Here is a 19,031-nt window from a genome sequence, read left to right on the forward strand (position 1 = left end):
CACGTTTGATCATCGTTCTGGGCCCGGGGCGACAACCCGCCTGCTGTCCGATCGCGATCCGGATGCGACCGCGGTACGGCCGGGTGGGTGCCGACCCTTCATCGGGCCACCGGCTTCCCAGGACAGGAGCACCTGTGAGCACCAGCAAGTCGACAGTGGCAGTTCTCGGCCCGGGCGGCGTCGGCGGCCTGATCGGCGCGCTGCTCGCCCACGCCGGACACCGCGTCATCTGCCTGGCCGGAGAGCAGACCGCGGCCGTGCTGCACCGCGAAGGGCTGCACGTCGACAGCGGCCAGTACGGGGAGTTGACCGCGCCGGTGGAGGCCGACACCGAGCTGCGTGAGCCGGTGGACGCGGTCTTTGTGACAGTCAAGCAGACCGCGCTCGCCGAGGCCCTCGACCGCGTCCCGGCCGAGGTGGTCGGCTCGGCCGTGGTGGTGCCGCTGCTGAACGGCGTCGACCACCTCGCACTGCTACGCGAGCGCTTCCCTTCGGCGCGGGTCGTCGCGGGCACCATCCGGGTCGAGGCCACCCGAGTCTCGCCCGGCCGCATCACCCACACCAGCCCCTTCGCCAACCTTGAACTCGCCGCTCCCGTGGAGGAGTTCGCAGAGCTGCTGCGGCAGGCCGGCCTGGGCGTGACCGTACGCGAGGACGAAAGCGCGATGCTCTGGGACAAGCTGGCCTTCCTCGCCCCGTTCGCTCTGCTCACCACACGTCACCAGACCGATGTCGGTACCGTCCGCAGCCTCCACCGCCCCGAACTGCTCACCGTCCTCGACGAGATCGCAGCCGTGGCCCGTGCCGCCGGTGCGCCGGTGACCGCCGAGGGCCTGCTCTCCTTCTTCGACCGCGTCCCCGAGACGATGAAGTCCTCGATGCAGCGCGACGCCGAGGTGGGCCGTCCGCTGGAACTCGACGCCATCGGCGGAGCCGTCCTCCGTGCCGCAGCCGCCCACGGCATCCCCACCCCGGCCACCGCCCGGCTGGTCGCCGAGGTGGCGCAATCCGCCGGACCGGTAGCGTGATGGAGCGGTCCGCCGCACAGTGGCCCCGGGTCGAGGAGTTTCTGCGCGACCGTGGCGCCGCCCGGATGGCCCATCCGGGCGGGACGCTCCTGGACCACCTGCTCCGCGTCGCCAACCTGCTCTCCACCTGGGGCGCCCAGCCGGCCGTCCAGCTTGCGGGGCTGTGCCACGCCGCGTACGGGACGGACGGATTCGACCAGTCGCTCATGGACACGGACGAGCGGAAGCTGCTCGCCGAACTGATCGGCGACCGCGCGGAGGCCCTGGTGTCCTTGTACGCGAGCTGTGACCGGGCAACCGTCTACCCCCGCCTGGGCAGCGGGAATCCGGTGGTTTTCCGCGACCGCTTCACGGGCCGCGAACACACACCGGCCGAGGCGGACCAACGCGCCTTCCTGGAGATCACCGCCGCCAACGAACTTGACGTGCTGGCCCACAACGCCGGGCTGGCCGAACAGCACGGCCCCGGTCTGTACCGCCTCTTCGCCCGCTCACGCGAACTGCTGTCCGCCCCCGCGTGGGGCGCCTGCGTCGTGCAGCTCGGCCGAGTTCAGCCGGAGGGCTGTGATCTCTGAACGTCGGGAGGCCCCAACGGATCCAGTTCCGCTGGGGCCTCCGGGGGTGTGCGACGTCAGCGGACGGGTGCCGCACTGGGCGGCGTGCCGTCGTCGCCGTCGGATTCATGCGTCCGGTGGCTGAGGCGCAACGCAGGGGATGGCCCGCGCGGCCTCTTCAGCGGAAGGTTCAGCCGGCGAAGGCCCTGTCGGCGGAATTCCGGACCATCCGGCCGGCAATCCCTCCGGTGGCGCGCTGATGGGCCTTGGCCCAGACTGGCCGATGTAGGTCCGACCGCCGTCCGGGGACGCGGGCACGGCCCGCGCCGCCGGACCCGAGAGACTCCACGAGATCACATCACGGAGGACCTTATGGACCGCGCGCACGTCTCAGCCTGGAGCAAGATACCCCCGGCCGCCGGTGCAGCCCTGCTGCTCACCCTGGCTGTGCCCACCTCGGCCTGGCCCGCCAACGGCACCGTGTCCCTCACCATCGTCGCGCCGGATGGCGCGTCCGAGCATCTGAACGTGACCAACCCGGTGGACGGCCACTGCTACACCGTCGCCGAAGTGGCTCCTCACCTTGCGGGTGGGACGATCCGGGCGGTGACCAACAACACCGACAAGGTGATCGACGCGTACTCCGACCTGGCGTGCTCCTCGTTCACGCATGCGGCCATCCGCTCGGGCGGAGCCATATCCGGTTTTGGGTTCAGCTCGTTCAGGCCCAGCTGATCCCCTGATTCCGGGCCGGCAGATTCGCTCCAGCCCGCCGCCACCGGGCTCCGCACCGGCGGCGGCGGGCTGTCCCGCGATTCTCGTCGCGCGTCACGACGCAATGCTCCGAGGAGGCGCCGGGCCATCAGCCGGATCCGGCACCGTCCCCGGTGCCCAGCCGCGCTCAGCCCGCCGCCGGGGCCCGTTCAAGCGTGGCGTGGCCTGTCGGTTCCCACGTCGGCTTGCCTTCGGGCAGACCGAGCCTGCCGTTCCGTCCCATCCCGATCAGGCTCGGGGCGCGCAGCACAGCCCAGCCGCGGGACGGGGTGATGGTGGCTTTGTGCCGGCGCAGCCATGGCCTTCCTCACCCTTGTTGAGTGTCAAGGCCGTAGGGCTCAGCGTGCGATCCGGCCGTACGCACGCAGCACACGCAGTGCATGGAGTGTCACGGCGCCGCGCCAGGCGAGAACCGAAGCGTGCCCAGGCGGCTCCCACCCGAGTGGCCAACCGCCGTCGTCCTGCTGACCGGCGGCCAGGTCGTCCAGGTGCGCCGCAATGGACACATCGGAGAACAACTCACGGCGTGGACTCTCCGGAGACTCTGCGAAGTCGAGCGGCGAGAGTCCGTAGTCCGGGCCGGGCATCTCCTTGAAGAGGGGGAGTTCGGTGATCCGGCTTCGCAGATCGTCGGATGCCTTGGCCGCCCAGGCGCGGTCGGCGTCGGTCTCAAGGAACGGCAGGACGCAGATGGCAGTGTGTGCGTCCCCGACCGATTCCGGAGTGTCGATCGCCGCGCGGCAGAAGGCTGCGGCCCGGTCCAGCCAGGGATGCTCGACCCCCAGCGTGCGTGCGATGCCTACGATCTTGCTTGTCGGGTTGAGCCCCGGAGCGAAGACTCCGTCGCCCCAGTGGTCGGCCCGCGGATGTGCCGCGACGGAGGGAAAGACGATCGAGAGCCCGCCGTCGGCGCTTGAGACGCTGTCCAGATAAGGCATCGTCACGCGGGCGGCATCGGCCGCGCGCATTCTGATCGACGGGTCCGACGTGCTGCGGGCGACTTCGTCGAGGATGCCGAAGGCGGAATCGACGGCGAGCGGCTGGCTGTCCGGTGCGAGCGCGTCCGGTTCGAGTCCGTGGCCGAATCCGCCGTCGCGGTTGCGGTACGCCTCCAGTCCGGCGATCGCGGCCGCCGCCGCGGTTGCGTCCCCGTCGAGGTGGAACTCCGCGAGGCGTTGCTCGATGATCCGGGCGTTGGTGCGGATGAAGGTCCGGGCTGCCTCGATGTCGACTGTCATGTCGTCGACCTTAGGAACGTTTTCCCCTGGCCGTCTTGAACAGATCGGCCACGCAGCAGAATGCGGGCGGTCGTTCCCGTGAGGTTCTTGATCTCGCGCGACATGTGAGCCTGGTCGGCGTACCCGGCGTTGGAGGCGATGTCCGCGAGGCCCAGCCGAGGGTCCTCGCGAGCGAGGCGCCGGGCTCGTTGCAGTCGGACGATGCGCAGAAAGGTCGCCGGACCGTAACCCACCTCGCTGGTGAAGCGGCGTCTTAGTTGCCGTTCGGACAGGCCGACTTCGTCGTGCAGATCCGCAACGCGCTGCCGATCCGCGACCAGGCGACGCACGGCAGCATCGATCTGCCGGTCCGGGCCCTCGGCTGTTCCCGCCAGTCGGTCCCTGACGACTTCGAGAAGCCGCTGCGGGTTGTCGACCAGGAGCTCGGAGGCTCGGCGCCCGGCTGCACCCCACAGGTCGTCGAGTCCGACGCGGAGATCGCGGAGCTCATCCGCCGGTACACCGAGGACTCTTCGCGCACGCCCGGTCCTGAAACGCACGCCGTGGACAACCAGTCCCTCCGGCAGGTGATTGGCGACCGCGGCGGTGTCCGGACCGGCAATGAGCACTCTGCCGGCGCCCACGAAAAGGTCGACATGCCCATCGGGAAGGATCGGTGCCGAACCCCCGAAGGAGGACCACCACACGCACTGCACATCGGCGGCGAACTCCCGCGGCGGCGCCCACTCGGCATAGTTCTGCATACGGGGTCCAGCGGTCGCGCCCACTCGGTCAGCGTATCGGACAGGACGGCGCCGGACGGTGGCGAGCGCGGTGGTCGGTGCGTCTGCGGCCCACACCCGGCGTCGCCGGCCATCGGGGCGGGAGGTTCCCCGAACCCGCCGTATCGAAGGCGGTCAATGCCTTGACCCGGGCGGCTGATTCATCGGCTCCCGCCGTGCCGGACGCGGCCGCCGATGGCGATGAGGCCGTCGGGGGTCGGGGCGGTGACGATCTGGGAGCCGAGGCCCTGGGTGATGTGGAGGGGGCGGGCGAGGCGGCCGGTCAGCAGCAGGGCGGCGGCGCCGGTGGCCTCGTCCTCGTCGATGCCGTCGCCGCGGCCGGGGAAGGCGCGCGCCCGGACCAGGCCGGAGGGCTCGTCCTGCCAGGCCCAGACGTAGATCCACTCGCCCGGGGGAGGGACCTCCAGCGCGTCGACCTCGGCCGGTGAGGCGTACTGCCGCAGGGTGCGCGGAGGCGCCCACTCAGGGCGGGCCTCGATCCAGGTGACGTCACCGTCGAACCGGGTGCGGACCACCCCGGCCGCGGTGACCAGCTGCGGGGTGCGCAACAGCCAGGCCGCGCCGACGCAGGGGTGTCCGGCGAAGGGCAGACGCAGGCTCGGGGTGTAGATGTCGATGACGCCGTCCGCGGGGTCGTCGACAAAGACGGTCTCGCTGTATCCGAGCGTCCGCGCGAGCGCCAGTCGGTCGTCCGGGGCGGGGATCGAGGTTCCGTCGCGGACGACGCCGAGCTCGTTGCCGTGGCGGCCCTGGGGGTCGCAGAAGACGCGCAGGACATCGTGGTCGGTCATCCGGGCAGTCAATCACGGCCGGTTCGGGCCACGGACGGATGGCGAGCAACGAGGTGACGCGGGCCTTGTCTGTCGGGGCCGGCCTGGGCGGCGGCCGCCGCGGTGGTGGCCGTGGCCGCGGCGCTGCCCGCGCTGCTGCGGCTGCGTCGCAGTCTGCGTGCTGCGGGGCCGGGACCGGACGGCCCGGAGGCCACGGCCGGGGGCGCGCCGCTCGACCAGGGACGGCCCGGGCGCGACCCCGTCTGAGTATCCGTCAGCGCGGCGGCCCGGCGTCCCGGGATCGGGCGAGAGAGTCCCGCAGGGCTCCCGGACCAGGGGGCCGGCATCCCGCCGCGGTCTTGTTCTCCGGCGGGCAGGCGTGCTGTGCTGATTTTCGCACGCAGAGCAGGGAAGGCCCGGAAACAGGCCCGAAAGAAATCGTCCATAATCGCACAAAATGCCTTCGGGGGACCTCTTGGCCTGCGGGGGGAGCGCCTTCGGGCTCGCTCAGCAGAAGAGCTTTCCCATCGTTCTGGATCACGGACGGACATGGTCGACGGATTCGCCATCCGATATCCGTCGGCGCGTTCGCCCTTCTGCGCCTCCCATCCGAGCGGAGTCCCGACAGGAAGGCATATCCCCGTGAGATCCATGAAACGCATACTGCTCACGCTGGTGAGCGCGCTCGCTCTGGCCGTCGGGCTGGGGCAGGCTCCGGCGTTCGCCGCCGCCCAGTCGATCACGCCCGGCACGATCTGGACCGACTCCTCGAACAATGTGCTCGAGGCGCACGGCGAGGGCATCCTCCAGGTCGGCAGCACCTACTACTGGTTCGGCGAGGACAAGACAGGCGGTTCGGTGTTCCAGAACGTCAACTGCTACTCGTCCACCGACCTCAAGCACTGGACCTTCGTCAACCACGTGCTGACCCGCCAGTCCAGCGGCGACCTGGGCCCGAACCGGATCGTCGAGCGGCCGCACGTGATCTACAACGCGTCCACCTCCAGCTACGTCATGTGGATGCACATCGACGACTCCAACTACGACGAGCGCAAGGCGGGTGTGGCGACCAGCAGCAGCGTCTGCGGCGCATACACCTACCGCGGCAGTTCCAAGCCGCTGGGCAACGACAGCCTGGACGACAACCTGTTCCTCGACGGCACCGCCGCGTACTTCATGAGCGAGGACCGGACCGACAAGAAGCTGCAGGTCTACAGGTTGTCTTCCGACTATCTGAGCGTGGCGTCGCTGGCCGACACCCTGCCGCAGTACGAGGCGCCGGCCATGGTGAAGGTGGGCGGCACGTACTTCATGTTCGGCTCGCGCCTCACCGGCTGGTCCACCAACGACAACCAGTACGCCACCGCGTCCTCGATCACGGGCGCCTGGAGCTCGTGGAAGTCGTTCGCGCCGTCGGGCACCAACACCTGCAACTCGCAGACGACGTCGATCCTGCCGATCACCGGGAGCAGCGGCACCAGCTACCTGTTCCTCGGCGACCGCTGGAACTCCGGCACCCTGTCCGACTCCCGCTACATCTGGGAGCCGCTCACCATCAGCGGTACCTCCGCCTCGATCAGCTGCCACTCCGCCTGGACCGTGGACACCTCCACCGGCTCGGTGGCGGTGGTCAACCCTGACACCACCGGCACATCGATCATCCGCGGTGTCCAGTCCAACCGCTGCATGGATGTGCAGAACGCCTCGACCGGCAAGGGCGCGGCGATCGACCTGTACGACTGCAACGGCGGCAGCAACCAGTCGTGGACGCTGAACTCCAGCAAGGAGCTGGTGGTCTACGGCACCATGTGTCTGGACGTGCCGAACCAGAGCACCTCATCCGGCACCAAGCTGGAGATCTACACCTGCAACGGCGGTGGCAACCAGCAGTGGGTCCTCAAGGACGACGGCACCATCACCGGGGTGCAGTCGGGACTCTGCCTGGACGCCACCAGCGGTGCGACCACCAATGGCACGCTGCTGGAGATCTACACCTGCAACGGCGGCAGCAACCAGAAGTGGGTACGTCAGTAGGCAACAGCGCCGGGCGGTCCGTCAGTTCGCCGGAGCCGACGGGCCGCCCGCCGTCCATTCCCCGGTCCCGGGACAACCCGCTGCACCTGCTCCAGCGATACTGGCTGCTCTGCGCCGCCCCGCAAGGCGCTCTGTCGAGTCGGTGAACGACGGCCGTGCGGGCCGGTCCGTGGACCGGCCCGCACGGGTGGTGGTGGTGTGGTGCGGTGTGCTCAGCTTGCCTTCTTGAGGGTGAAGTTGCCGGTGGTCGTCGCCCCCTTAACGATCTTCACCGTGGTGGTGGTGGGCTGGTAGCCGTCCTTGGCGACGATGATGGTGAGCGGGTTGTTGCGGACGTCGAGCCAGAGGGCGTAGCCGCCGTCCTTGCCGGTCTTGAGGGTGTAGCTCGATGCCCAGCTGTCGATCTGGACGGTGGCGCCGGCGAGCGGTGCGGTGCCGCCCTTGCCGTCGGAGCCGAGGACCGTACCCGCGTACTTGCCCCAGGTCCTCGGCGGGTTGACGTGCATCGTCACCGGGATCGGGGAGGTGATGTAGGGGGTGTCGGTGCCCACGGCCAGCTTCGCGGTGTACGCGCCGGGCTGGGTGACCTCGGCGGCCGAGGCGTCCAGGCTGACCACCACGGTGGTGCTGGCGCCGGGGGCGAGGGTGGCCTGCTGCGTTCCCAGGGACAGCCAGGTCACGTCCGCGGCTGCCTGGCCGTACCCGGGGAGCACCTCGACGGTGCCGAGCGGGTCGGGCCCGCCGGGGTTGCCGCCGACGCGGTAGAAACCCGAGGCCCCGCCGCCGCGGTACTGCGCGGCGTTCGCGTTGGGCAGCGCGCTCCAGGTGCCGGCCGACGGGTCGAAGGCGAAGCTCTGGTTGGTGATGGCGCTGCCCCCGTTGACGACGCCGCCGCTGGTCAGCAGCAGTCCGTTGGCGGCGGTGTAGGCCGAACCCCAGATGTCGGTCGGCAGGTCGGCGATGGGCGACCAACTGTCGGAGTCGGAGTCGTAGGCGTAGGCGTGCTTCGTGGCGCCGGCAGCGCCCGTGCCGCCCGCGCAGTAGAGCACGCCGCGGATCGCACCGCAGGCGCTCCAGGAGACGGCCTCGGGGTAGGAGGCGATCGCGGACCAGCTGTCAGTGGAGGGGTCGTAGGCGAAGGCGTCCCTGGTGCCGCAGGTGGAGGCGGTGCAGCCGCCGACCATGTACAGCTTGCCGTTCAGGACCGCGTGGCCCGCGCCGGCGTACGCCTTGGGGGCGTAGGCGCCGGTGGTCCAGCTGTCGGACGCCGGGTCGTAGATCTCCAGCTTGGTGTCGGGCGCGCCGGTTGGACCCCAGCCGCCGGCGGCGTAGAACTTGCCGTCGATGAAGCCCGCGGCCGCCCCGTCACGGGTATCGCCCGACGAGGCAAGCTGGGACCACGCACCCGAAGCGGGGTCGTAGACGTACAGCGCCTTGCTGTCCGCGCTGCCCGTGTAGCCGAAGGCGGAGTAGAGCTTGCCCCCGTCCGTGGCGACCGCGTTGTCCTGGAGGTGCACCGGCAGGTCCGCCACCGGCTGCCAGGCGTCGCCGGCCGCCGCGGGTGCGGCCGCCGCGCCGGTGCCGGACTTGCCGGGCTGCAGCGGCGAGTAGTCGCCCTTGACCAGCTGGAGCGGTGCGCCCTGGGCGGCCTGGATCTGGAAGCCGCCGGTCGCCTCGCTGAGGTCGAGGGTGGCGGGGGCTCCTCCGGTGTTCTTCACGGTCAGCTTCTGGGTGCCGGTGGCGCCCCAGGCCAGGGTCTTGTCGACCGCCGCCGGCGTGAAGGTGAACTGACCGGCCTTGAGCTTGTAGTCGGCCTGGGTGGTGCTGTCGGCCGCCACCCGCACGTTCCTGCTGCCGGAGGTGTACTTGCTCTTCGCCGCGGTGAAGGGGTGTGCGCCGACGGTGTCGGAGAACACCCAGTAGAAGCCGTCGCCGAGCGCCGGGTCGTCCGGGGTAGCGGCGGTCACCGCCGACTGCGCGGGCGCGTCGGTGTTGGTGACGGTTGCTCCGACGACGCCGTCACCGGTGTTGGCGTCGGTGACGGTGCCCGCCACCAGAGCTCCGGTCACCGGGAGGTAGATCCGGTCCCCGACGTGGACATCGTCCACCTGCCACCACCAGCCCCAGGTGGCCGTGAAGTGGAACCGCAGCTGGACAGTGGAGGCACCGGCGTAACTGGTGAGCGGGATCGCCACATGGGACGGCCCGGTCAGAGTGGTGGTGGCCGTCCACACGGAGGTCCAGGTGGTGCCGCCGTCGGTGGTGATGTCCACGCTGGCGGTCTGCCCGACGTGGCTGCGGAACTCGGTGTCGAAAGCGATCTCGGGCGCCGAGTAGCCGCTGAAGTCGTAGACCGGGCTGATCAGCAGGCTGTCCTGGTGCTTGTTGGAACCGTAGGAGTCGCTGTCGACCATGGCGAAGGCCCCGCTGCCCCCGGTGTGGTTGTTGCGCTTGCGGGGGTCGGAGAAGTCCCAGCCACCGACGGTGCCGTCGGCGTTGACCACGCTCCAGCCCTCCGGAGCGGAGGTCGTGGAGTCGAAGGTCTCGGTGGTCCCGGTGCGCTCCAGCTTGTAGCCGACGGCGGTGCCCGCATCAGCGTCGACCGGGACGGCGAAGTTCACGGTCTGGGCCGAGGCTCCGACGGTGACATCCTTGCTCACCGCCTGGTAGCCGGGGTACCGCGCGACGATGTGCAGCGTGTAGCTCTTGCCCTGGGGGAGCTGGAGCTCGTAGCTGCCGGTGTACGGGTCGGTGAAGACCGGCGCGCCGGGCTCGCCCTCGACGGCGACCGACGCGTAGAGCGGCCAGCCGTGGCCGGAGCCGTCGGTGACTTTGCCGGTGATGGTCTGGCTGGCCACCCCGTCCAGCGCGAAGCTCTCGGTGACCGAGCCGCCGTCGTCGACGACAACCCCGGTGACCCTCCTGTCGGCGTAGCCGTAGGCGGAGGCGGTCACGTCGTAGGTACCGGGCGCCACGGTGAGCGAGTAGTGACCCTGGGCGTCCGTGGTGGTCCGGAAGTCGCCTGCCGTGATGGCGGCCCCGGGAAGCGGCACCCCGGCGGAATCTGTGACGGTGCCGCTGATTTCCCCGTGTGGGCCGCTGCGGAAGGCCGCCAGGCCGTTGGGGGTGCCCAGCCCGGTCGGGCCGTCGTAGCCGGTCCCGGCGGTGCACAGATAGGCAGGGGAGCAGGAGCCGTTGGAGCCGCTGGTCACATCGTTGAGGGCGGAGGGGTTGCGGTAGGGGTACGCGTTGGGGTAGCTGCCCGCGGTGGGGGAGCCGGCCGCCGCGTACACACCCGCGATGATCGGCGAGGAGGCGCTGGTGCCGCCGTACTCTGCCCAGCCGCTGCCACCGAAGCTCTGGTACACCGCGACACCGGTCATGGGGTCGGCGACCGCCGAGACGTCCGTGACCGACCGCATGGCACAGCCGGTGTCGCCCTGAAAGGCCGGCTTGGGCTCGTACACCGAGCACCCGGAACCCGGGCCGCCGATGCTGTTGTGCCACACCGACTCCGACCAACCGCGCGCGGTGCTGGTGTCCTTCTTCAGCGCGGTGCCGCCGACGGCGGTCACATACTGCGAAGCCGCCGGGTAGGAGACGCCGTAGGCGCTGTCCCCGGAGGAGGCGACCATCGCGACGCCCGGGTGGTTGTAGTGCGCGTCGAGGTCGGTGACCTCGGAGGGGTCCTCACCGCTGCCCGGCGTGCTGGTGTACCCGCTGCCGTAGGAGTTGGAGACGTACTGGGCACCCAGCGCGACCGCCTCGTCGACCGCGGCGGCCATGTCCTCGAAGCCCGCGCTGTCCGCCTCGACCAGCAGGATGTGGGCGGCGGGTGCGGCCGCCGAGACCATGTCCAGGTCGAGGGAGATCTCCCCGGACCAGTCCCCGTCGGCCCCCGGGTAGGCGGTGCCGCCGCGCTGGTCGACCTTGCGGAGGCAGCCGTTGGCGGTGGTGCACGCGGGCAGGCCGTACTGGGTGCGGTAGACGGCCAGGTCGGCCTCCGCGGTCGGGTCGTCGAAGGCGTCGACGATGGCGACGGTCCGCCCCGCGCCGCCGCCGGCGGGCAGGTTGTAGGCGCTCTGCAGGTCCGAGGCGCCCCACCCGCTGGGTGTCGCCGCGGCCGGCTGCACCCCCTTGGCCTCGGTGACGTCGGCGCGGCGCAGCGCGAAGCACGCGAAGTCACCGGGCTTGGGAGTGCTGCACACCTGCTCGACGGAGGGTTTGACGGTCTGTGGTGCTGCGCTGGACGACTGCGCGTCAGCGGTCGCGGCGAGGGGCAGCCCCCCGCCCACGACCGCGATGACGGCGGAGGCAACGACGGCCAGGCGTGCGGGGGTTCGCCCCGCTCCTGGTCTGAACAGCCTCAACGTTCGCAATGTGTGACTCCCATGCGTGTGGCGCCGGAGTCGACCGGTTGCGTGTCTCTCTGGTCGACAGCGAACGCGTCAGTTCGCTGACAATGTTTTTGCCGAAAGTGCAGGACCGGCAAGGAGAATCCGATGACGTATTTACGTCCAGACGCAAATACGTCAGACGACGGTGTGACGGATCGGCGGACGGATCACGCTCCGACCCCCTCCGCCGCAGGTGCGCCGGTGCCCGAGGCGGTAGCGACACACCGCCGCGCACTCCGCTACGGTGGGCGCCCCACAGCACGGCGGACAGGAGGAGTTGGGCCCGTGGCCGAGCCGTCCCCGCAACCCGAGACGGATGAGGCGCCCCTGTTGACCCTGCTCGGACTCGACGCCGAGCAGGACGCCGTCTACCGCCGCCTCATCGAACGCCCCGACAGCGATCCCGAGGCCCTGGCCCCGCCCGCCGGGAACGCCGAGGAGGCCGCGCGCATCCTGGCCGTCCTCGTCGACCGCGGACTGGCCGGAGCCGAGCGACACGAAGACGGCGTGCGGTACCGCGCTTCGCCTCCCGTGCTCGCGCTGGGGCCGCTGCTGGAGTCCCGGCGCGCCGCCCTCTACCGCGTCGAGCACCACGTCACAGAGCTCGCCGAACTCCACCGCGCCGCACAGTCCCGTACCTCCGAAGCACCCGTCGAGCTGCTGTCCGGAGCGTCCGCGATCCGGCGCTGGCTGGTCGCGATGCAGCGCGAGGCACGGAGCGAGGTCCGCGGGATGATCCCGGCCATGCGGGCAGCGACCGTCATCTCCCACCAGGACAACCTGGACGAGGTCGAACACGACATGATGCGCCGGGGCCTGACCATACGCACCGTCGTGGAACGCGCCTGGCTGGAGGACCCCGCGTCCGCCCGCTCGCTCACGGAGGCAGCAGCGCAGGGGCAGCAGATCTCCGTCACCGACAAGGTGCCCACCAAGCTCCTGATCGCCGACGACGACGTCGCCGTGCTGCCGCTCGACCGCGAACGGGACGAGGCGGGGGAGCCGGTGGCGCTGGTGGTGCACCGCAGCGGCCTGCTCTCCAGCCTGATCTCGATGTTCGAGCTCTACTTCGACATGGGCTGGCAGCTGCGTGCCGACGGCCTTGATCAGACGGCGGCCGAGAGGAGTCCCAGCTCCGGGCAGCTCGACCCGATCGACCGGAAGATCGTCGCGCTGCTCCACATCGGACTCACCGACGCGGCCATCGCCCGCCAACTCGACGTGAGCCACCGCACGGTCCAGCGGCGACTGCACCACCTGATGGAATCGGTCGGCGCGGCGACCCGTTTCCAACTCGGCTGGCACATCGCCGTGTCGGGCTGGCTGGACCAGGACGCACCCCGTGCGAGATGCCGGAACGGGCACACAGTCGCTGATCAGGCCCCGGACGGCGCCGAACCGTCACGGCACGCTCGGAGTCCGGGGGGTTGCACATGCTCCGTCTGACCGTCCTGCGCCCGGCGGCCGTCCCCGGAGGCCACCCGATCCGCTGAGATGCGGGCCGGGCGGCCTCCTCCGGGCGGCGTTCTGCGTGCGGCGTTCTTGGTGCGGCGGTTCAGCCCAGGACGAAGGCCCTGGCCGCTTCGAGCTCGCGGTGGTTGGCCTTCTCGACCGCCTCCAGGAAGGCATAGGCGTCCTCACCGATGGGCAGACGCATGGGCGTGTCACCGGCGGCGACGAGCCGCAGGACATGGGAGGCGAACACCTCGGGCAGACCCAGGGACGGATTGTCCTCGGTGTCGCGCAGGCCCGCCCGCACGGGCTCGGTGACAGCCGTGTAGGCCGGGATGCGCACGGCAGTCTCAGCCAGGGCCGCACCGTAGCGCGTGGCGAACTGACCGGGCTCGACCACGGTGACCCGCACCCCGAACGACGCGACCTCAACGGCCAAGGCCTGGCTCATCCCCTCAAGGGCGTACTTGCCCGCCACATAGGCGGACAGACCCGGCAACGCCATCCGGCCGGCAAGTGACGACACATTGATGATGTGCCCCGCGCCCTGCTGCCGCATCAGCGGAAGAACCAGCCTGGCCAGCCGCCATGGGGCCACGGCCAGGAGATCCAGCTGCGCCCGCAGTTCCTCGTCGGAAACCTCCTCCACCGTGCCGAACAGCCCGGTCCCGGCGTTGTTCACCAGGACGTCCACCCCGCCGAAGCAGTCGACCGCGTGGGCCACCGCGGCCTCGCACTGCGCCGGGTCGCACACGTCCAGAGCCACCGTCGTCACCCGGTCCGGATACGCGAGCGCCAACTCCTCGACATCGGCCGGCCTGCGCGCAGAGGCCACCACCAGGTCCCCCGACCGTGCCGCCGCAGCAGCCAGCGCGCGCCCCAACCCCGAAGAGCACCCGGTGACCAACCATCGCCGTGCCATACGTCCCCCCTGATCAGCCTCAGTGGATTGCTGTGCGCCGATGGTGGCAGAGCCGGAGTGCGTCCACAGCGGCGCGCGGGGCGTATTCGCGGGGCGCACATCGACGTGCAGCGCTGACGCGCGACTCGAGCCACCGCAGGGTGCAGCGGCTTCAGGTTCCGCCGGCCTCGTCGGCGAGGCGGACCGGGGTGTCGTCGTTGTCGGCCCGGTGCTACGCGGCCAGGGGGAGGCCGGCGACCTGCTGGTGCAGGGTGGCGAGGGAAGCGGCGAGGTGTCCCTGGCCGGTGGCGGTGGATTGAGGCCGGGTCTCGCAGGTGACAGCGACGGCGTGCCGCCAGTAGTGCAACGGGAACGAACCGCGTTGCGCTGCCTGGCGGAACCGGGTGCGGAGGTGTGCACGGAACGCCGGGGTGTCGTCGTGGCCGCCGATGCGGGCGTAGGTGCGTACGAAGTGGTCGAGGGCCTCGGCGCGTCGGGCCGGGCAGCCGGAGGCCAGGGACTCGGCGGCCAGTGTGCAGGCGTCCATGATGCCGGAGTAGAACGACGCGACGTCGCCGACCTGGTGGCTCTGCGGTTGGCGGCGCCGGTTGTCTCCGCTGGTCAGGGCGTGGAGTTCGGCGTAGGCGAGCACGGTCGAGCTGGTCGGGGTGGCTGGTGGTAGGGGCACCGCGCCTTCGATGACGGCCCGGGTCAAGCGGTGCGGCAAGCCGGCCGGGAGCGCCCAGTGCCAGTAACGGACCAGGCGGTCGTGGGCCTCGTCGAGCCTGCCCACCTCGGCGAGCAGTGCGAGGCGGCGAAGTCGTTCCGGCTCGGGGCAGTTGTCCAGGGCCTGCAGGATCCCCTGGCGCCACGTCAGCTCACGTAGGTGTGCCTGGGCGGTGTCCAGTTCGCGGGTGACGAGATCGGCCAGGGAGTGTTCCCCCGTCATCACCGCGGCGATCGCGGCGATCGGGGTGTCGAGCGCGCGGAGGCGCTGGATCAGTCGCAGCCGGGACAGCGCGTCCGCGGCGTACCTGCGGTGGCCGCCTCGGCTGCGCCCGCTCTCGGGCAGCAGCCCGATGTCGGAGTAGTAGCGGATGGTCTTCACCGGCAGCCCCGTGCGCGCGGCCAGCTCGCCGATGCCCACCGTGTTCTCTCCCTGTGTGTCGTGCGTCACAGTTGGTTGAACCTCCACTGCGCAGGAGCCGTTAGCGTCCACGGCGACCGCCGCCTTCCGGCGCGCCCGGGGCGGCACTCGCCGAGGAGGATCATCACATGCGGATTCTGATCGTCACCGCCGGTTCGCGCGGGGACGTCGCACCGTTCACAGGCCTGGGGCAGCGTCTGCTGGACGCCGGGCACCAGGTCGCGGTGGCCGCGCATCCGCCCTTCGCCGGACTCGTCGCCGGGTGCGGCCTCGACCACCGGCCTTTGCCAGGGGATCCGCAGGAGTTGATCCGTGCCCGCGCTGTGGCGACGTCACCGGCGGAGGCGCAGGCGCTGACCTCGGCGTTCCTGGACCGGCTGGCAGACGGGGTGGTGGCAGCCGTGGCGGACGGCACCGACCTGGTGCTCACCGCGTTCGGCCCCGCATCACTCAGCCTGGCGGCCGGGGAGGCGTTCGGCGTTCCCGTCATGGGTACCTACCTCGCGCCGGCCATTGCCACGAGGGAATTCCCGCTGCCCGGCGTGCCGGGCGCCGACGACCAGGGGCCGGACGGCAACTTGCTGCGGGCCGGGCGCTGCTGGCGCAGGCCGGAACGCTCCAGGAAGGGGTTCTGGCGCGGCTGCGCGCCCGACTCGGGCTGCCCGCCGCCGTGGGGACGGCGCAGGCAGGAGTGATTCGGCCGGTCTTCCACGGCTTCAGTCCACGGGTGATACCGCGCCCGGCGGACTGGCCGTCCGAGGTCGAGGTGACGGGTTACTGGTGGCCTGCCCGGCCGCGAGGTTGGCGGCCGCCGGCCGAGCTGGTCGACTTCCTCCAGGCCGGTCCGCCCCCGGTGTTCATCGGGTTCGGCAGCATGGCACCGGGCCAGGGGGAACGCCTGGGCGAGCTGGTGGCGGCGGCAGCGGCTCGGGCGGGGGTGCGCGCGGTGGTGCAGGCGGGGTGGGCCGGCCTGAGCGCGGGCGGCGATGACGTCCTGGCGATCGGTGACCTCCCCCACGACTGGCTGTTCCCTCGCACAGCCGCCGTCGTCCACCACGCCGGGGCGGGCACCACCGCGGCCGGACTGCGCGCGGGGGTGCCCACCGTGCCGGTACCTGTCATGGCCGACCAGCCGTTCTGGGCGGCCCGGCTGCACCGGCTCGGAGTCGCCCCGCGGCCACTGCCGTTCCACGAGCTCACCGCCGAAGCCCTCGCCGAGGTGATCACCGCCTGCATGACCGATCCGGCCCACCGGCATCGAGCGGTCGAACTCGCGCGTCACATCGCCACAGAGGACGGCACCGCCACGGTACTGGCCCGCATCGGCCTCGCGTCCGGCGGATGAAACCGCGGCCGCCTTCGCGGCGGCGCGCGTCCGGCGCCCCGCTTCCCTCGCCCGGGCCCGCAGGCGGGCCCGCTCGTCCGGCATGCCGGACTTGTTGTGCGAGCGACGTCCGACGGGAGGGCGCCCACGGAGGCAGGCTGGTCCACGATGCCCGGCACGGCCACCCCCGTGCCGGGCGAGCGTGGCGGACATCGCCAGGGGCGGGGCGGCCTGCCGAACACCGTCCTGCGGGCCGCGGTGGGACAGCTACATGGGTGCCCACATAGCTGTGCGGATCAGGCCGGCGTCCTGACGACCGCGCCTCGCAGGGCCTGCTCGCCTGCGACGCGGCGGCGCCGGATCGGCATCCCGAACGTCGGGTTGGCCACGCTCCAGGCCGCGCCTTTGCAGATCAGCTCCTTGTAGACGGCGGCGACCCGCCCGGTCAGGGCTGCCCGGACGGCGCGGTCGTCCGCGGTGACGTACTGGATCACGCCTTCCTTGCGGCCCAAGGAGATGCACTGGTTGAAGTAGCGGATCGGCACATTCGGGAGCTTCCCGCCGGTCAGGCGCGCCGCGATGGCGTCGGCGGCCTGCCATGCGGTGGGGGAGCCCGAGGCGCAGGACATCCGCAGCGGCTTGTCGCCCGGACCGGTCACCATGGCCGCGTCGCCGATGGCGTACACATCCGGGTGGGAGACCGACCGCATGGTCCCGTCGACCACGATCTGGCCTGTGCCGGCGACCTCCAGAGCGGTGGCCTCCGCGATCGAGTGGACGGCGAAGCCGGTGGTCCACACCGTCACCGCGGCCGGGACGGTCCCCCCGTCGGCGGTGGCGACGTGATCGGCCTCGACGCCGGTGACGGCGGTGTTCTCGTGCACGGTGATGCCGAGCTTGTCGAAGACCTTCCGCAGGTGCCGGCGGCCCTTGGGCGCCAGCCAGTCGCCGAGGCCGCCGCGGGCGGCGAGCGCGACATCCAGGTCCGGGCGGGCTTCGGCGATCTCGGTCGCCGCCTCCACACCGGTGAGGCCGCCGCCGACGACGACCACGGGCTGTCCGGCGTCCAGGCCCGCCAGACGCTCGCGCAGCCGGAGCGCTCCCGGGCGACTGGCGATCTCGTAGGCGTGCTCGGCGGTGCCGGGGACGCCCTGGCTGTTCCAGCCGCTGCCGAGGGCGTACACGAGAGTGTCGTACTCCAGCTCCTCGGGGCCCTCGGCACCGATGACGGCGACGGTCCGGTGGTCGACGTCGACGCCGGTGACCTTCGCGAGCCTCAGTTCGACGCCGGTGCCCGCGAACATCTCACTGAAGGGCCGGGCCTTGAGGTCCTGGCCGGCCGCAAGCTGGTGCATCCGGACGCGCTCGACGAAGTCCTGCTCGGCGTTGACGAGGGTGATGGCGACATCCTCGCGGTGCAGCCGCTTGGCGAGGCGCCCGGCGGCGAAGGCTCCGGTGTATCCGGCTCCGAGGACGACGATGCGGTGCTGCATTTCCTATCTCCTGTCTCGCGCGGGTTCGCCACTTGAACCGGGCGGCCCGCCGTTTCCTGACAGGAGGGCGATGTGATGCACCCCACATCGGGTCAGAAGGCGCTGAGCAGGGGCTCCCCATGGTCGGCGGCTGCCCATCGCGCGGTCGCGCGCTCGAGCTTGTCCGGGTTGACCTGGTTGTGGAATACGGCGATGCCGTCGGCGGTGATCTCCAGGCACATGACGCCGACGACCACGCCGTCGACCACCGCCACGACAGCGGGACCGCCGTTGGCGGTGGTGATGTAGATCCCGGGTGAGCCACCGGCGATGGCGCGCTTGGCCGCGCTGGGTTTGAACAGGCCCCGCATGAACTTCGCGACCGCGAGGGCGCCCTCGACCGCCTTGGCGCGGGCCGGGACCTTGCCGCCGCCGTCACCGATGGCGATGGCGTCCTGGGTGAGCAGCCGCACGAGCGGCTCGGTCCGGCCGCTGGTGGCGGCCGCGAGGAACTCCTCGACGATCCGCCGGGCGGCGGCCTCGTCGATCTCGGTGCGGGCCTTGCCGTCCGCGATGTGCTTCTTGGCGCGGTGGAAGATCTGCTGGCTGGCTGCCTCGGTGATGTCGAGGATCGCGGCGATCTCCCGGTGCGGGTAGTCGAAGGCCTCGCGCAGCACGTACACCGCCCGCTCATTGGGGGAGAGGCGCTCCATGAGCGTGAGGACCGCGTACGACACTGATTCGCGCTGTTCGGCGGTGTCGGCCGGGCCGAGCATCGGATCGCCGGCGACAAGCGGCTCGGGAAGCCAATGCCCCACATAGGTCTCGCGCCGCGCGCGGGCCGAACCGAGCTGGTTGAGGCACAGATTGGTGAGGACCTTCGTCAGCCAGGCCTCGGGGACCTCGACACGCTCGACGTCGGTGGCCTGCCAGCGCAGGAACGTCTCCTGCGCGGCGTCCTCGGCCTCGCTCGCGGAGCCGAGGAGGCGGTAGGCGATGGCCTCCAGGCGGGGCCTGAACGCCTCGAACCGCTCCACGTCGTTCATCGTCAGGGGCATGGCCCCGATCCTAAGCGGGCTGACTCCTGGTGGTGGGTGCCGGCTGAGATCGGCCGCGGTGTCACCGCGGACGCCCGTGAACATCAGGTCCGTCGGCGGC

At 71.1% G+C, this 19,031-nt stretch carries 15 protein-coding genes; 7 read left to right on the top strand and 8 right to left on the bottom strand.

Annotated elements, in window-relative coordinates; translation table 11 throughout:
* The first annotated feature begins 155 nt into the window (after nt 1-155).
* The 3 genes from AB0761_RS34400 (at nt 156) to AB0761_RS34410 (ending at nt 2,317) form a co-directional block, all read left to right on the top strand.
* Nucleotides 156-1,028 (top strand): ketopantoate reductase family protein, encoded by an 873-nt coding sequence (locus tag AB0761_RS34400; protein ID WP_377274475.1) that lies wholly within the window; start codon nt 156-158, stop codon nt 1,026-1,028.
* Complete coding sequence (locus tag AB0761_RS34405) at nt 1,028-1,603, top strand: DUF6817 domain-containing protein (RefSeq protein ID WP_377273176.1); 576 nt, start codon at nt 1,028-1,030, stop codon at nt 1,601-1,603. The genes AB0761_RS34400 and AB0761_RS34405 overlap by 1 nt, the downstream gene beginning before the upstream one ends.
* Nucleotides 1,604-1,954: 351 nt before the next feature.
* Complete coding sequence (locus AB0761_RS34410; RefSeq protein ID WP_377273177.1) at nt 1,955-2,317, top strand: hypothetical protein; 363 nt, start codon at nt 1,955-1,957, stop codon at nt 2,315-2,317.
* 377 nt (nt 2,318-2,694) lie between these two features.
* Here the strand turns inward: AB0761_RS34410 and AB0761_RS34415 are convergent, their stop codons facing one another.
* The 3 genes from AB0761_RS34415 to AB0761_RS34425 all read right to left on the bottom strand — a co-directional run bounded on the left by AB0761_RS34415 (nt 2,695) and on the right by AB0761_RS34425 (nt 5,167).
* The gene (locus AB0761_RS34415; protein ID WP_377273178.1) at nt 2,695-3,594 is read right to left on the bottom strand and encodes a hypothetical protein; all 900 of its coding nucleotides are present in this window, start codon (nt 3,592-3,594) and stop codon (nt 2,695-2,697) included.
* Nucleotides 3,591-4,337, bottom strand: coding sequence for a helix-turn-helix domain-containing protein (locus AB0761_RS34420; protein ID WP_377273179.1), 747 nt, complete (start codon nt 4,335-4,337; stop codon nt 3,591-3,593). The genes AB0761_RS34415 and AB0761_RS34420 overlap by 4 nt, the downstream gene beginning before the upstream one ends.
* 179 nt (nt 4,338-4,516) lie before the next feature.
* The gene (locus AB0761_RS34425; protein WP_377273180.1) at nt 4,517-5,167 is read right to left on the bottom strand and encodes a PhzF family phenazine biosynthesis protein; all 651 of its coding nucleotides are present in this window, start codon (nt 5,165-5,167) and stop codon (nt 4,517-4,519) included.
* Nucleotides 5,168-5,797: 630 nt separating this feature from the next.
* Here AB0761_RS34425 and AB0761_RS34430 point away from each other — a divergent pair.
* On the top strand, nt 5,798-7,180 hold the full coding sequence (locus AB0761_RS34430) for a ricin-type beta-trefoil lectin domain protein (RefSeq protein WP_377273181.1): 1,383 nt from the start codon (nt 5,798-5,800) through the stop codon (nt 7,178-7,180).
* Between the two features lie 212 nt (nt 7,181-7,392).
* On the opposite strand, the gene AB0761_RS34435 is transcribed toward AB0761_RS34430, so the two are convergent.
* The gene (locus tag AB0761_RS34435; RefSeq protein ID WP_377273182.1) at nt 7,393-11,550 is read right to left on the bottom strand and encodes a carboxypeptidase regulatory-like domain-containing protein; all 4,158 of its coding nucleotides are present in this window, start codon (nt 11,548-11,550) and stop codon (nt 7,393-7,395) included.
* A 312-nt stretch (nt 11,551-11,862) separates the two neighbouring features.
* On the opposite strand from AB0761_RS34435, the gene AB0761_RS34440 reads away from it, so the two are divergent.
* Nucleotides 11,863-13,023, top strand: coding sequence for a helix-turn-helix domain-containing protein (locus AB0761_RS34440; protein WP_377273183.1), 1,161 nt, complete (start codon nt 11,863-11,865; stop codon nt 13,021-13,023).
* Between the two features lie 109 nt (nt 13,024-13,132).
* Here the strand turns inward: AB0761_RS34440 and AB0761_RS34445 are convergent, their stop codons facing one another.
* Both AB0761_RS34445 and AB0761_RS34450 read right to left on the bottom strand, forming a co-directional pair.
* Nucleotides 13,133-13,951 (bottom strand): SDR family oxidoreductase, encoded by an 819-nt coding sequence (locus tag AB0761_RS34445; protein WP_377273184.1) that lies wholly within the window; start codon nt 13,949-13,951, stop codon nt 13,133-13,135.
* 211 nt (nt 13,952-14,162) lie between these two features.
* The gene (locus tag AB0761_RS34450) at nt 14,163-15,107 is read right to left on the bottom strand and encodes a MerR family transcriptional regulator (RefSeq protein WP_377273185.1); all 945 of its coding nucleotides are present in this window, start codon (nt 15,105-15,107) and stop codon (nt 14,163-14,165) included.
* Between the two features lie 98 nt (nt 15,108-15,205).
* Between AB0761_RS34450 and AB0761_RS34455 the strand changes: the two genes are divergently transcribed.
* Together AB0761_RS34455 and AB0761_RS34460 are read left to right on the top strand one after the other, a co-directional pair.
* Nucleotides 15,206-15,772, top strand: a complete 567-nt coding sequence (locus tag AB0761_RS34455) for a glycosyltransferase (protein ID WP_377273186.1) — start codon at nt 15,206-15,208, stop codon at nt 15,770-15,772.
* 32 nt (nt 15,773-15,804) lie between these two features.
* Complete coding sequence (locus AB0761_RS34460) at nt 15,805-16,422, top strand: glycosyltransferase (RefSeq protein WP_377273187.1); 618 nt, start codon at nt 15,805-15,807, stop codon at nt 16,420-16,422.
* A gap of 275 nt (nt 16,423-16,697) precedes the next feature.
* Here the strand turns inward: AB0761_RS34460 and AB0761_RS34465 are convergent, their stop codons facing one another.
* Complete coding sequence (locus AB0761_RS34465; RefSeq protein ID WP_377273188.1) at nt 16,698-17,894, bottom strand: NAD(P)/FAD-dependent oxidoreductase; 1,197 nt, start codon at nt 17,892-17,894, stop codon at nt 16,698-16,700.
* 92 nt (nt 17,895-17,986) lie between these two features.
* Nucleotides 17,987-18,931: an RNA polymerase sigma factor SigJ gene (gene sigJ / locus AB0761_RS34470; RefSeq protein WP_377273189.1), complete on the bottom strand. Its 945-nt coding sequence runs from the start codon at nt 18,929-18,931 to the stop codon at nt 17,987-17,989.
* Nucleotides 18,932-19,031 lie beyond the last annotated feature (100 nt).

It is taken from the genome of Peterkaempfera podocarpi, assembly GCF_042466665.1.
GTDB classification, from domain to species: Bacteria; Actinomycetota; Actinomycetes; order Streptomycetales; family Streptomycetaceae; genus Peterkaempfera; species Peterkaempfera podocarpi.

What these genes read in the sequence shown, in the direction of transcription:
- AB0761_RS34465 (WP_377273188.1), bottom strand. Translation starts at nt 17,894, where the DNA reads ATGCAGCACCGCATCGTCGTCCTCGGAGCCGGATACACCGGAGCCTTC.
- AB0761_RS34415 (WP_377273178.1), bottom strand. Translation starts at nt 3,594, where the DNA reads ATGACAGTCGACATCGAGGCAGCCCGGACCTTCATCCGCACCAACGCC.
- AB0761_RS34430 (WP_377273181.1), top strand. Translation starts at nt 5,798, where the DNA reads ATGAAACGCATACTGCTCACGCTGGTGAGCGCGCTCGCTCTGGCCGTC.
- AB0761_RS34410 (WP_377273177.1), top strand. Translation starts at nt 1,955, where the DNA reads ATGGACCGCGCGCACGTCTCAGCCTGGAGCAAGATACCCCCGGCCGCC.
- AB0761_RS34445 (WP_377273184.1), bottom strand. Translation starts at nt 13,951, where the DNA reads ATGGCACGGCGATGGTTGGTCACCGGGTGCTCTTCGGGGTTGGGGCGC.
- AB0761_RS34455 (WP_377273186.1), top strand. Translation starts at nt 15,206, where the DNA reads ATGCGGATTCTGATCGTCACCGCCGGTTCGCGCGGGGACGTCGCACCG.
- AB0761_RS34425 (WP_377273180.1), bottom strand. Translation starts at nt 5,167, where the DNA reads ATGACCGACCACGATGTCCTGCGCGTCTTCTGCGACCCCCAGGGCCGC.
- AB0761_RS34420 (WP_377273179.1), bottom strand. Translation starts at nt 4,337, where the DNA reads ATGCAGAACTATGCCGAGTGGGCGCCGCCGCGGGAGTTCGCCGCCGAT.
- sigJ (WP_377273189.1), bottom strand. Translation starts at nt 18,931, where the DNA reads ATGCCCCTGACGATGAACGACGTGGAGCGGTTCGAGGCGTTCAGGCCC.
- AB0761_RS34405 (WP_377273176.1), top strand. Translation starts at nt 1,028, where the DNA reads ATGGAGCGGTCCGCCGCACAGTGGCCCCGGGTCGAGGAGTTTCTGCGC.